Annotated in this window: 8 protein-coding genes and 1 tRNA gene; 4 read left to right on the top strand and 5 right to left on the bottom strand. The window is 64.8% G+C overall.

The genetic code is table 11. The features are described from left to right. Window positions 1-31 precede the first annotated feature (31 nt). From CHRYSEO8AT_RS11450 to CHRYSEO8AT_RS11440, 3 genes are all read right to left on the bottom strand, one after another. Window positions 32-2,716: a glycoside hydrolase family 2 TIM barrel-domain containing protein gene (locus CHRYSEO8AT_RS11450; protein WP_159850106.1), complete on the bottom strand. Its 2,685-nt coding sequence runs from the start codon at window positions 2,714-2,716 to the stop codon at window positions 32-34. A gap of 61 nt (window positions 2,717-2,777) precedes the next feature. Then, complete coding sequence (locus tag CHRYSEO8AT_RS11445) at window positions 2,778-4,058, bottom strand: MFS transporter (protein WP_159850104.1); 1,281 nt, start codon at window positions 4,056-4,058, stop codon at window positions 2,778-2,780. 95 nt (window positions 4,059-4,153) lie between these two features. Further along, window positions 4,154-4,945 (bottom strand): FadR/GntR family transcriptional regulator, encoded by a 792-nt coding sequence (locus CHRYSEO8AT_RS11440; protein WP_159850102.1) that lies wholly within the window; start codon window positions 4,943-4,945, stop codon window positions 4,154-4,156. Window positions 4,946-5,046: 101 nt separating this feature from the next. Between CHRYSEO8AT_RS11440 and manD the strand changes: the two genes are divergently transcribed. Together manD and CHRYSEO8AT_RS11430 are read left to right on the top strand one after the other, a co-directional pair. After that, the gene (gene manD, locus CHRYSEO8AT_RS11435; protein ID WP_159850100.1) at window positions 5,047-6,255 is read left to right on the top strand and encodes a D-mannonate dehydratase ManD; all 1,209 of its coding nucleotides are present in this window, start codon (window positions 5,047-5,049) and stop codon (window positions 6,253-6,255) included. Continuing rightward, complete coding sequence (locus CHRYSEO8AT_RS11430; RefSeq protein WP_236547519.1) at window positions 6,252-7,310, top strand: sugar kinase; 1,059 nt, start codon at window positions 6,252-6,254, stop codon at window positions 7,308-7,310. Before manD ends, CHRYSEO8AT_RS11430 begins: the two co-directional genes overlap by 4 nt. A 62-nt stretch (window positions 7,311-7,372) precedes the next feature. Here the strand turns inward: CHRYSEO8AT_RS11430 and uxaC are convergent, their stop codons facing one another. Further along, a complete protein-coding gene (gene uxaC / locus CHRYSEO8AT_RS11425) occupies window positions 7,373-8,788 on the bottom strand; it encodes a glucuronate isomerase (RefSeq protein ID WP_159850098.1) in 1,416 nt (471 codons plus the stop codon). Between the two features lie 308 nt (window positions 8,789-9,096). Continuing rightward, window positions 9,097-9,173 (bottom strand) — tRNA-Met (locus tag CHRYSEO8AT_RS11420). 162 nt (window positions 9,174-9,335) lie between these two features. On the opposite strand from CHRYSEO8AT_RS11420, the gene CHRYSEO8AT_RS11415 reads away from it, so the two are divergent. Together CHRYSEO8AT_RS11415 and CHRYSEO8AT_RS11410 are read left to right on the top strand one after the other, a co-directional pair. Next, a complete protein-coding gene (locus tag CHRYSEO8AT_RS11415) occupies window positions 9,336-11,435 on the top strand; it encodes a TonB-dependent receptor domain-containing protein (protein ID WP_159850096.1) in 2,100 nt (699 codons plus the stop codon). Further along, complete coding sequence (locus tag CHRYSEO8AT_RS11410; protein WP_159850094.1) at window positions 11,425-12,768, top strand: PepSY domain-containing protein; 1,344 nt, start codon at window positions 11,425-11,427, stop codon at window positions 12,766-12,768. Before CHRYSEO8AT_RS11415 ends, CHRYSEO8AT_RS11410 begins: the two co-directional genes overlap by 11 nt. Window positions 12,769-12,772 lie beyond the last annotated feature (4 nt).

The following is a 12,772-nucleotide window of genomic DNA, read 5'->3' as shown; positions in this document are numbered from 1 at the left end:
TTTGGTGCGGCCTGTCCAGGTTAGGCCGCAATCATTTTTTCACGATCTCTATGGCCGAAACCAAGGCGTCGCCGCGCGTCGGCGCGAAGGACAGGACGATCCGACCGTCTTGCGCCGTCGCCTCGAACTTGCGTTTGACGACCTTCAGAACCCCGCCGGCTTCGGTGTTCACGTCGAACCCGGCCAGGACCGTGTCGCCATTGGCGCGAACGTCGAACAACCGCTCGCCTGGTCCCGCCGTAGGCTCCAGGAAGGTCAATGTGACCTCATAGGTCCCCGCATCGACCGGCACGGCGTAGTCGAAGGTCCCAGTCCGATAAGTTTTGATCAGCGCCGGATCATCGCCTTCGACATCTACGGGTGTGGCGGGTCTGAAACCGACCGGCGCCGGATCAGCGGAACCGGCGCGACCGCCGCTGAAGAAGTTGTCCGAACCGAACCGGCCCGACACGCTCGGCGCAGCCAGGATGGCGCCGCTGTCGATCCGCACCGCGCGAGCGACGTCCTCACCCAACGTCCAGCGAACATCGTCGCGGACCTCGCCGTCTGCGAACCGCCCAACGGCCTCTACCGTATTCACGCCCTCTGAGAGTTTGACGGGCCAGACGCAGATGCGCATGGGGCAATCGGCCTGCGCCGCCAGCGTCTGGCCGTTCAAGACCAGCGCCGTCGATGCGGCGTTCGAATAGACCCTGACCTCGGCGTGCTGATAGGCCCTGTCGGTGTAGCGCGAAGCCGTGACGTGGACCGTCGGATTGGACGACCAGTTGGCTCGGTAGAAGAAGTAGGCGTCCTTCTTGATCTTGCGGTCGTAGGTGATCAGCCCCTTGGTATTGATGTCGTCGGCGTCTCCCTCTCGCCGGATGGTCGTCGCGAAATCGAAGCCGTTCCACAGCCACGTGCCCCAAAGATAATCGCGCGGCGCGAGGATCGACCAGGCCTGTTCGTGGATATAGCTTTCGTACTCCTCGGGCTGCGCCCGCCCCCGCGAGTCGATGGGACCGCCCAGGGGGTTGTCGGTGTGCATCGTGGTCGCCCCGCCTGCGCCGTATTCCGTAATCGCCAGCGGCTGTTCGGGGCGGCGCTGACGGACTGAATCCAGAGCGGCGGCAAGATCGGAAGGCCCATCATAGTACCAGCCGTAGTAGAGGTTCATCCCCCCGAGATCCGCAGCGACGGCCGTCGCGGGAACGGTCACGCCCTCTGCGAAATGGCGTGCTTCGCAACAGGTGGCGAGGGTCGTGTGGCGGCTGGGATCCAGTTTCTTGGCCAGAGCGTCCAACTCGTGGAGCAGCGGCAGAGGATCGGGCAGCGACGAGGCGTCGCCCGTCAGGAAGATCGGCAGGGAGTTTCCAAAATCGACCTCATTGGCGATGCCCCAGACCGAGACGGAGGCATGGTTGCGATTCTGCTGGATCAGCTCCGTGAGCTGCTGTCGGGCATTGGCTCTCAGACCTTCGCTGGGGTCCTTGGCGCCGCCCAGCGTCCACACGCTGACCAACGGGATTTCGTCCCAGACGATCAGACCATATCGGTCCGCCAGATCGTGGACCGTCTGCCCGTGCTGATAGTGGGTCAGTCGCAGCGTGTTCACGCCCATGTCGCGCAGCATGGCGACATCTTCCTCGATGTCGGCCGGAGTAACGGCCCAGCCCTTGCCCTCTCGATCCTGGTGATAGCCAGTGCCGACCAGCCGCACCTTCTGGCCGTTCAGCAGGAAGCCCTGTTCGGGATCGACCACGATTTGCCGCACGCCGTAGGGCTGATCGACACGGTCGATTACCGCGCCGGTAGGATCCATCACCTCCGTTCGCAGCGTATAGAGATAGGGATCCGCCACGCCCTGCCACAGGCGAGGCCGGGCGACCGTGATCATGCCCTTGAACACGTCTGACGCATTCGCCGTCAGCAACTGCCGGCGATCCACCTCGCCTTGAACCCGCCCCTCGGCGTCCACCAGGGCGATCCGCACGGTCGTCGCCTGGTCGCGGACGCCGTCGTTGCGCAGACGAACCTCGACATCGATCTGCGCCTGATCCGCCGTGATCGAACGCGTCGTGGCGTAGGCGCCGCTGCCGCCGGAATCCATCATATCGATATGGACGGAATTCGTGGCGATCAGGCTGACCGGACGATACAGGCCGCCGTGCACGAAGAAGTCCCCGGCGAGCGGCAGGCTGTCCGCCGTCGCGGCGCCGGCCTGGGGCTTGCTGTTGTCCGTCTTGACCACCAGAACATTGTCCTGACCGGGTTTCAGCGCCGCCGTGGCATCCAGCCGGAACCGCGAGAAGGCGCCGTCATGCGCCCCCAGACGCTGCCCGTTCAACCAGACCTCGGCGGTGCGGCTCGCTGCATCGAACTGCAGCCAGGCCTTGGCGCCCTCGAACGAGTCCGGCGCGGTGAAATGCAGCCGATACCAGCCGACGCCCTGTTCCCGGTTCACCGTCTCGGGGGTGTGGATACGGTCCTCGTGATTGTTCAGATAATAGCCCACGCGGTTCCAGGTGTGGGGCACCTCGACCGCCTGCCAACCGCTGTCGTCGAAAGCATCGCCGACGACGCTTTCCGGCGCCTCTCCGAACTGGAAACGCCATCCGGTGGCGAGAGGGATCACATCGCGTTGCTCGGCCTGTGCGGCCGCCGAAGCCTCAGCCAGGACCGGTGAAGCCAGGGGCAGGACGAGCAGTCCCGCAGCGATCGCACTGTACCGTTTCATGGACGTGTCCCTCTGTTTTATTGGAAGCCGTTGCTCATGCCGCGCGAGCGCGCGCCGTTCGTCAGACCTTGGCCTGTTCGTATTTCGGCGTGATCAGGTGGATGACCAGCAGGGCGATCAGATAGGCCGAGGCGGCGACGATGAAGATGGGCGTATAGGTGCCGATCTTCTCCAGGACGTAGCCGGCGTATTTGGCCATGGCCATGCCGCCGATGGCGCCCAACATGCCGCCGATGCCGACGACCGAGCCCACCGCAGAGCGCGGAAAGACATCGCCGGGAAGCGCATAGAGGTTGGCTGAGAAGCCCTGGTGCGCCGCCGTCGCCAGACCGATGATGCCGACCGCGACCCACAGGTTGGACGCTTCTGCGGCGAAGGCCACCGGCACGGCGCATAGGGCGCAGATCAGCATGGTGATCTTGCGAGCCTTGTTGACACTCATGCCGCGATGCATGAACCGCGAGGACAGCCAGCCGCCGCCGACCGAGCCCACGTCCGACAGCAGATAGATGGCGACCAACGGCGGGCCGAAGGTCTTCAGATCCAGGCCGTAGGTCTTGCCCAGGAAGTCCGGAAGCCAGAACAGAAACATCCACCAGATCGGGTCGATCAGGAACTTGCCCAGGGCATAGGCCCAGGTCTCCTTGACCGTCAGCAGCTTGGTCCATTTGACCTTCTCGACGACGTCGGCCGGGTCCTGCTCGATGTAGGCCAGTTCGGTCGCAGACAGGTTCTTCTGCTCGCGCGGACGGCGATAGACCAGAAGCCAGATCGGCAGCCAGACCAGGCCCAGAACACCGGTGATGACGAAGGCCATCTGCCAGCCGAAGGCCAGGACCAGGCCCGGCACGATCAGGGGGGTGACGATGGCGCCGATGTTGGTGCCGGCGTTGAACAGGCCGGTGGCAAGGGCGCGTTCCTTCTTGGGGAACCACTCGGCGACCGCCTTGATGCCACCGGGGAAGCCGCCGGCCTCTCCGACGCCCAACACCATCCGCGCCATCATGAAGTGCGAAAGGTCACGCGCCGCGCCGTGCAGGATATGGCCGATCTGCCAGATGCCGAAGGCGACGCCCAGGCCCCAGCGCGCCCCGACCTTGTCCATGATCCGGCCCCACAACAGGTAGGCCACGGCGTAGGACGCCTGGAACCAGAAGACGATGTCGGCATAGTCGGTCTCGGACCAGCCGAACTCAGCCGACAGGGTCGGCTTGAGGAAACCGATCATCTGACGATCGACGTAGTTGATGACCATGGCTGCAAACAGCAGCCACATGATCACCCACCGGTACTTGCCCGGTGACGGCGCCTTGATCTGAATCGGGCTCGTCTGAACGCTCATTTTTGGCCTCCCCTGATGCGCCCGGTCTTGTCGCCGGATCACGCGAGATGACCAAAGATAGATTAATGGTCAGGCCAATTGCAATGGCTTTAGCATCAAAGGGAAACGGCACGGCCGAACCGCTCGCGAGTCGAAGCGACCGACTGCCTTGCGTTTTCCATCGCTTTCTCTTCCGTCGCGAACAGCAGATGCTCGATCACCTGACCCAGGTGGGCGCGCATGGCGGCTCGCGCTCTTTGCGGATCGCGCGTCTTCAAGGCCTCGACGATTTCCTGATGCTCTTCCACCACCGGGCGCACATTGGCGGTTCGGGCCTTTTCATGAAGAAGGGCGCACGCTGGCGAGGCGGAACGCATACGCCACAGCTCTTCGACCATGTGAACAATCGCAGAATTGCGCGTCGCCGATGCGATGACGCGATGGAATTCGCGATCGGCGCGTTCGCTCACGCCCGGCAATCTATTTTCGTCAGCGATCTCATTAACGAGCTGTTGCAACAGACTTATTTCATCATCTGAAATCGTGGTGGCGGCCAGGGCGGCGGCCTCGCCCTCCACCAGAAGACGGGCCTCAGTCAATTCGAAAGCAGTCACGCCGAAGCCTGGCTGGTCCTGCACGCCCGGCACACGCACCACATAGGCCCCCGAGCCGATCCGAACCTCGACGAAGCCTTGGACCTCCAAGGCGATCATCGCTTCGCGAACCGCTGGGCGGCTGACTCCATAGTCGCTCGCCAGCTCACGCTCCGCAGGCAGGCGATCACCAATCTTGAACTTGCCCTGCACTAGGTCGTCGAAAAGCATCTTGGCCAGCTTCTGGTAGAGCCGGTCCTGCGATACGGAGACTGCGGACGAAGTCGCCAAGGGTTCGATTTTTGGATTTCCCATCAGCGCGCTCCCGAGGTTGCAAAAATGGCCTTACCAATCTATTCCTGATTGGAAATGACCGTGCTATCCCATGGTCATAACAGTGAGAAGTCCGAGCCGCCATGAAGATCGTATCCGCCAAAGTCATAGTCACCTGCCCGGGGCGTAACTTCGTGACCTTGAAGATCCAGACGGATCAAGGGGTTTACGGCATCGGCGATGCGACCCTGAACGGGCGCGAACTGGCCGTCGTCTCCTATCTGGAGGACCACGTCGTCCCTTGTCTGATCGGCATGGACCCCCGGCGGATCGAGGACATCTGGCAGTATCTTTACCGTGGCGCCTATTGGCGTCGGGGCCCGGTCACGATGCGCGCTGTGGCTGCAGTGGATGTGGCCCTGTGGGACATCAAGGCCAAGATGGCCGGCATGCCTTTGTACGATCTACTGGGCGGACGCAGCCGCGACGGCGTCATGGTCTATGGCCATGCCAATGGGTCCGACATCGCCGAGACCGTCGATGCGGTCGGACAATATATCGACCTGGGTTATAAGGCCATTCGCGCCCAGACTGGGGTGCCCGGCGTCAAAGACGCCTATGGCGTGGGGCGGGGCAAGCTGTTCTACGAACCGGCCGACGCCGCCCTGCCCTCGCTCACGGGCTGGGACACCCGCAAGGCCCTGAACTACGTCCCCAAACTGTTCGAGACGCTGCGCGACACCTACGGGTTCGACCATCACCTGCTGCATGACGGCCACCATCGCTATACGCCCACGGAGGCCGCCCAACTCGGCAAGGCGCTGGAGCCCTACAGCCTGTTCTGGCTCGAAGACGTGACCCAGGCCGAAAACCAGGAAGCCTTCAAACTGATCCGCCAGCATACGACCACGCCGCTGGCGGTGGGCGAGATCTTCAACTCGATCTGGGACGCCAAGGACCTGATCCAGAACCAGCTGATCGACTACATCCGCGCGACGATCGTCGGCGCGGGCGGCGTCACCCATCTGCGGCGGATCGCCGACCTGGCCAGCCTGTACCAGATCCGCACCGGCTGCCACGGCGCGACCGATCTCTCGCCCGTGACCATGGGAACGGCGCTGCACTTCGACACCTGGGTGCCCAACTTCGGCATCCAGGAATATATGCGCCACACGCCCGAGACGGACGCCGTCTTCCCGCACGACTACGACTTCGAGGACGGCTTCCTGCATGTCGGCGACACGCCCGGCCACGGCGTCGACATCGACGAGGCCGTGGCGGCGAAATATCCCTACAAGCCTGCCTATCTGCCGGTGGCCCGCCTCGAGGACGGGACGATGTGGAACTGGTGACGGGGCTCCCTTCGCCCAATCGCCGCATCCTCTGCTTCGGCGAGATGCTGCTGCGGTTCTCGCCCAACGACAACGAACTGCTGATGCAGTCCCCCGCCTTGACGATCCGTCCGGCGGGGGCCGAGGCGAACGTCGCCGTGTCCTTGGCCAACTTCGGCGCAGCCGTAGGCATGGCGACGGTCCTGGCCGACAACGCCCTGGGCCGGGGCGTGCGGGACGAGGTGCGCAAGCGCGGCGTCGACACCTCGCAGGTCGTGTTCATGCCGGGCCGCATGGGCCTGTATTTCCTGACGCCCGGCGCCGTGCGTCGTCCGTCGGAAGTGCTTTACGACCGCGCCGGTTCGGCCTTCGTCGAACATGTCGATACCGCCTTCGACTGGGACCAGCTTCTGGACGGAGTCGAGTGGCTGCACGCCTCGGGCGTGACGCCGGCGACGGGGCCGAACGGATCGGCCGCCGCCGTCGCCATCATCGAGGCCGCCGTCAGGAAGGGCGTGAAGGTCAGCTACGACGGCAACTTCCGCGGCAAGCTTTGGGAACAGTGGGACGGCAATCCGCCCGCGACCCTGGGCAAGATGCTGTCCGGCGCTACGGTCGCCTTCGCCGACGACCGCGACTTCGCCCTGGTGCTGAAGACCCGATTCGACAGCGCCGATCCGGCCGTGCGCCGTCGCGAGGCCGCCAAGGCCGCCTTCGCCGCCTTCCCCCGCCTGCAACGCATCGCCTGCACCCTGCGCGTCCAGGAAAGCGTCGCCGACCAGGCTTTGTCGGCGGTGATGCTGACCCGCGCCACACCTGAGTCGGGTGACGGCGTGATCGAGACAAACGCCGAGGCCATTCACATGGCAGGCGTGGTGGACCGCGTCGGCGGCGGCGACGCCTTCGCCTCTGGCGTGCTGTTCAGTCTGTGGAGCGGATGGTCGGATCAGGAGGCGCTGAACTTCGGCCTGGCCGCCGCCGGATTGAAACATTCGGTGCCCGGCGACTTCAACCTGTTCTCGGCCGACGAGGTGCGCGCGGCCATGGGCGACGGCGGGTTCGATATCCGGCGATAAATCGACGCTTCATGCCTCAACTCAGGGACGTTGAGCCTGCTCGGCCCGACGCCCTTCTCGCCTCACAGCTTGTAGGCCGCCTTGACCAGGCCATAGGTCAGGGCGTGGGCCAGTTCGTGGGCCTCGTCCTCTTGCATCCGGTGTTCGACCACCAGCTTGGCCAGGAAGCCGCAGTCCATGCGCCGCGCCACGTCGTGACGGGCCGGGATCGACAGGAAGGCGCGGGTGTCGTCGTTGAAGCCGACGGTGTTGTAGAATCCCGCCGTCTCGGTGACCTGCTCTCGGAAGCGACGCATCCCCTCGGGGCTGTCGTGGAACCACCAGCTGGGGCCCAGCTTCAGCGCCGGATAGTGACCGGCCAGGGGCGCCAGTTCGCGGCTGTAGCTGGTCTCGTCCAGCGTGAAGAGGATCAGCGACAGGCGGCTGTCCGACCCGAACCGGTCCAGCAGCGGCTTCAGCGCCCGGACGTAATCCGTCTGGGTCGGGATGTCGCAACCCTTGTCGCGGCCGAAACGATCGAAGACGGTGGCGGAGTGGTTGCGGAACGATCCGGGGTGCAGCTGCATCACCAGCCCGTCCTCGACCGACATTGCGGCCATTTCGGTCAGCATCTGACCCCGGAACAGTTCGGCGTCGGCGGCGCTGGCCGCGGCGGTCGAGACGCGGCGGAACAGGGCCTCGGCCTCATGTTTGGGCAGATCGGCGGTGAAGGCGGTCGGGTGGCCGTGATCGGTCGAGGTGGCGCCCATCGCGATGAAAAAGGCGCGGCGGTCGCGCAGGGCCTGCAGATAGCCGTCCCAGCTCAGCGTATCGCGACCGGTCTGTTCGGCCAGGATCTTCAGATTGTCGCGGAAGCCCTCATAGTCCGGGTCCAGCACCGGGTCAGGGCGATAGGCGGTCAGGACCCGCCCCTTCCAGCCCGAGGCCGCGATGGTCTTGTGATGCTCCAGCGTATCGAGCGGGCTCTCGGTCGTGGTCAGAACCTCGATATTGTAGCGGTCGAACAGGGCGCGGGGCCTGAAGGCGTCGGTCTTCAGCGCGGCGTCGATGACGTCGTAGTAGTGGTCCGCCGTCTCGGCCGACAGCCGCACGTCGATGCCAAAGGCCTCGGCATAGACCCAGTCATGCCACAGGCGCGACGGCGTGCCCCGGAACAGATGATAGTTCTCGGCGAACCGGCGCCAGATCTTGCGCGGATCGGTCTCGACCGGCCCGCCGTCGGCGCGGGGAACGCCCAGGTCCTCCATCGCCATTCCCTGCGAATGCAGCATGCGGAAGACATAGTGGTCGGGCGTGATCAGCAGTTCGGCCGGATTGGCGAAGGCTTCGTTCAGCGCGAACCAGCTGGGGTCCGTATGGCCGTGCGGACTGATGATCGGCAGGCCCTTGATCTCTGCATACAGACGCCGCGCGACCGCGCGGGTGTCGGCGTCGGCCGGAAACAGGCGGTCGGGATTGAGCTTGAGCGGATGAGCCATGAGACGCCTATAATTGGTCTTACCATTTAAAGCGTGTAGGTCGAGTGAGTTCTGACCTCAACTGGAATTTGCTAACAGCCGCGTTACCGGGAGCCAGTCATCAAGGCGGCAGGTATCCGCTAAGCATTTGGCCGTGCCGCATCAGAACTGCCGTCGTCGCCCAGCCTCTCAGCATCGTGATCCAAACCCCCGCTGTGCCCCTGGGTTTGCGCGCCGGGTGCTTCCAAGAGGCTTCCACGGGTGGATTTGGGGTGCTGAATTTGGTCAAAGAAAAACCCGCTATCCTATTGGAATAGCGGGCTAAATCTTGGGTGCGGGAGTAGGATTTGAACCTACGACCTTCAGGTTATGAGCCTGACGAGCTACCGGGCTGCTCCATCCCGCGGCAAACGGTAGTGTCGTGAAGGAAGAACGGTTCGAGANCCGCCCCCGGCGCGTGCGCCGCCACGCCCGCCGTCCACCGCCCCACCCAAAGCCTGAACCAGACCTCAAGCCCGCGCCGGCCTCCGCACCCGCGCGTCTTTCTTGTTCTGATTTCAGGATCATCATGTCTTTCAAGACCACCGCAGCGCCGTGCGCGCTGCTGCTCGCCGCACTGACGAGCGCTGGATGGGCCAGTCCCGCCTTCGCCCAGCCCCCCCCCGAGCCCGCCGTGCTCGACAGCGTCATCGTCACCGGCCGTCGCAACGTTGAAGACGCTGCCGTCGTCGCAGACGCCCGCGCCCTGCTGTCGCGCACCCCCGGCGCCGTGGCCGTAGTGGCGTCGGAAACCTATCAGGACCGCTATGCGCTCAGCTTCGCCGATACGCTGCGCGGCGTGCCTGGCGTTTTCGCCCAGCGCCGCTGGGGCGAGGAGGTGCGGCTTTCGATTCGAGGGTCGGGTATCGGCAACGGCGCCCACTTGCGCGGCGTGCTGCTGGCCCAGGACGGCGTGCCGTTCACTGCGCCCGACGGGTTCGGCGAGTTCCAGGAGATCGACCCTCTGATCGCGCGCCATATCGACGTGTACAAGGGAGGCAACGCCCTGCGTTTCGGCGGTGCAGCCCTGGGCGGCGCGATCAATGTCGTCACTCCGACAGGCCGTACGGCGGCCAGCCGCAACCTGATCCGCGTCGAGGGCGGATCGTTCGACACCCAACGTGGCCATGTCGCCATTGCCCGTGACTGGGACGACTGGGACCTGTACGCCGCCGCCACCGTGGCCAGTTCGGATGGGTTCCGGGACAATCAGAGTTCGGACAGCAAACGGCTGACGCTCAATCTGGGTCGCTCGTTCGGGGAGGGGCGCGAGTTGCGGCTAATCGTTCAGGGCAACGACCTAGACCAATCGGTGTCGTCCGCCGTCACTCGTCAGCAGGCCCTGACCGATCCGACCGCCGTGCCAGCGAACAACGCGACCCTGGGCTTTGCGCGCGACGTGAAATCCGTGAGGAGCACCATCCTGGGCCGCTGGCGCGTGGACGACGGCTTGGCTTTCGAGGGAGCCGTCTATGTGGTGGATAAGGACCTGTACCACCCCATCTCCCTCGTCATCGATCAGAACAGTCTGCAGTGGGGCAGCTATGGCCGTCTGGATTGGAACGGTCGGCTGGGCGGCATGAGGGCTGATGCCTATGCGGGAATCAGCTATCGCGGCGGCACGACGGACGCTTTCACCTTCGTTGCAACAGGCGGGGCGCGTTTCGGCGCGAAGATCGGCGATTCGCTTCAGGACGCGACCAGCATCGACGTCTTCGCCGAGGGACGTCTGTTCGTCACGGACCGTCTGGCGCTGGTCGCGGGCGGCAGCTACGGCCGTGCGGAGCGGGACTACACAAACAATCTGGCCCCAGCCAACAATGCCGAGAAGACCTTCGACTGGTTCGCGCCGCGCATCGGCCTGCTGTGGGAAGACGAAACGGGAGCCCAAGTCTATGCCAATCTGACCCGCTCTGTGGAGGCCCCCAGCTATGGAGCCTTAGTTCAGGGCAGCGTGCCGCAGTTCGTTCCCGTCCATATCCAGGATGCCTGGACTGCTGAAATCGGCGCCCGCGGCCGCCGAGGTCCGTTCACCTACGATGTCTCGGCCTATCGCGCCCAGATCGAGGGTGAACTGCTGAACTACAGCGTCAATCCGGCCCTAAACATTCCGGCCGCGACGTTCAATGCGGACGACACAGTCCATCAGGGCATCGAGGCGGGGCTGGACTGGCGGATAATCGACAGCGCCGACGGTCGCCTGACCCTGCGCCAGACCTATGCCTGGTCCGACTTCTTCTTCCAGAACGACCGCGTCTATGGCGACAACCGTCTGCCCGTCGTGCCGGAGCATTTGTACCGGGCCGAGCTGAAATATGCCCACCCCGCCGGATGGTTCGTGGCGCCCAGCGTGGAATGGTCCCCGACGGACGTGTTGATCGACTATGCCAACACGCGCAGCGCTGCAGATGCGACGCCCCTGACGGCGCCGAACTACGCCACTCTGTCCCTGAATGCGGGCTGGAGTTTGCGTGGAGGGGTGTCCCTGTTCCTGGATGCCCGCAACCTGACCGACGAACGATATATTTCGACCGTCAACGCCGTGACGGACGCCAATCGCGTCGCGACTTCCGTCTTTGTACCCGGCGAGGGACGTTCGGCCTATGTGGGGGTGCGTTATGCGTTCTGAATTTGGCGACACCTCACTCTCGGACGCCTATCGCGCCGTGTGGCGGTGGCACTTCTATGCAGGCGTGTTCGTCATGCCGGTGCTGATGCTGCTGGCCCTGACCGGTGGCCTCTATCTGTTCAAGGACGAGATCGACGGCTTTCTCTATCGCGACATGATCAATGTCCCGACCGTGCAGACCCAGGTCGCGCCGGAAACCTGGTTGGCCAACGCGTCCACGGCCGCCGGCGGCGGACGGGTCGCTAATCTGGTCCTGCCCGCCGGCGCCGATCAGGCCGTCAGGCTTCGGGTGGACCGCAGCGACGGCGTGCAGAAGACCGTCTTCGTCGATCCCCACACCGGGCGCGCGACGGGCGTCATCCCGGCCGGCGGGTTCATGGAACTGGTCAAGAAAACGCACAGCCTGACACTGCTGGGTCGGCCGTTCAACATTCTGGTCGAAATCGTCGCCGGCTGGACCATCATCCTGTTCGCCACCGGTCTCTATCTGTGGTGGCCGCGCGGAAGAGCCGTCGCGAACTTCACGCCCAAGATGACCGACAGCCGTCGTCGGCCGTTCTGGCGCGACCTGCACGCCCTGACAGGCTTCTACGTCGGGGGCGTCGTCCTGTTCCTGGCGGTCACGGGCATGTCGTGGTCGGCGGTCTGGGGTGATCGGGTCATGGGTCTGGTCAAGGAGACGGGCTTGGGGCGACCGCCCGCGCCCGTCGCCGGCGCTTGGCAACGCGCCCAGCACCATGACGAACCGGTCGGCGCCGGTTGGACGATGGAGGGCATGGTGATGACGCGCGACCACGCCGGCCACGGTGGTATGGCGCAGGTGCTACGCATTGCGGACCAGGCGGGTCTGCCGCGACCGTATGCCGTGAACATCCCCAAGGCCGAGGGCACGGCCTATACGCTGACGACCCAGGCCCGCCGTGTTCAGGACAGTCGCTCGCTCTATATCGACGGGACATCCGGGCGGCTGCTGGGCGACATCGGCTACGATCAGTTCGGCGCGGGCGCGAAAGCCATCGAACTGGGCATCTACACCCACCAGGGCACGCAGTTCGGACAGGCCAACCGCATCGTCATGCTGCTGGGCTGTATCGGCGTCTGGCTGCTGGCGATCAGCGGCCTGGTCATGTGGTGGAAGCGCCGTCCGCCGAACCTGTCGCGCCGCCGCCTGGGCGCCCCGCCTGCCCCGCCCGGACCGCGCGTGCGCGCCGCCGTGCTGGGTATCGTCCTGCCACTCGCCATCCTCTATCCTCTGACGGGACTGAGCCTTGTCGCGGCCGTGTTGCTCGATCGAGCCATACGACCGATGATCCGCCGTTCCGCCGCCTCGTGAAAGA

Origin of the sequence: Brevundimonas sp. G8, from assembly GCF_902506205.1 — a bacterium.
In the GTDB taxonomy this organism is placed as follows: domain Bacteria; phylum Pseudomonadota; class Alphaproteobacteria; order Caulobacterales; family Caulobacteraceae; genus Brevundimonas.
This window is presented reverse-complemented; position numbering and strand designations above follow the sequence as displayed.

What these genes read in the sequence shown, in the direction of transcription:
- CHRYSEO8AT_RS11450 (WP_159850106.1), bottom strand. Translation starts at nt 2,716, where the DNA reads ATGAAACGGTACAGTGCGATCGCTGCGGGACTGCTCGTCCTGCCCCTG.
- CHRYSEO8AT_RS11445 (WP_159850104.1), bottom strand. Translation starts at nt 4,058, where the DNA reads ATGAGCGTTCAGACGAGCCCGATTCAGATCAAGGCGCCGTCACCGGGC.
- CHRYSEO8AT_RS11440 (WP_159850102.1), bottom strand. Translation starts at nt 4,945, where the DNA reads ATGGGAAATCCAAAAATCGAACCCTTGGCGACTTCGTCCGCAGTCTCC.
- manD (WP_159850100.1), top strand. Translation starts at nt 5,047, where the DNA reads ATGAAGATCGTATCCGCCAAAGTCATAGTCACCTGCCCGGGGCGTAAC.
- uxaC (WP_159850098.1), bottom strand. Translation starts at nt 8,788, where the DNA reads ATGGCTCATCCGCTCAAGCTCAATCCCGACCGCCTGTTTCCGGCCGAC.
- CHRYSEO8AT_RS11415 (WP_159850096.1), top strand. Translation starts at nt 9,336, where the DNA reads ATGTCTTTCAAGACCACCGCAGCGCCGTGCGCGCTGCTGCTCGCCGCA.
- CHRYSEO8AT_RS11410 (WP_159850094.1), top strand. Translation starts at nt 11,425, where the DNA reads ATGCGTTCTGAATTTGGCGACACCTCACTCTCGGACGCCTATCGCGCC.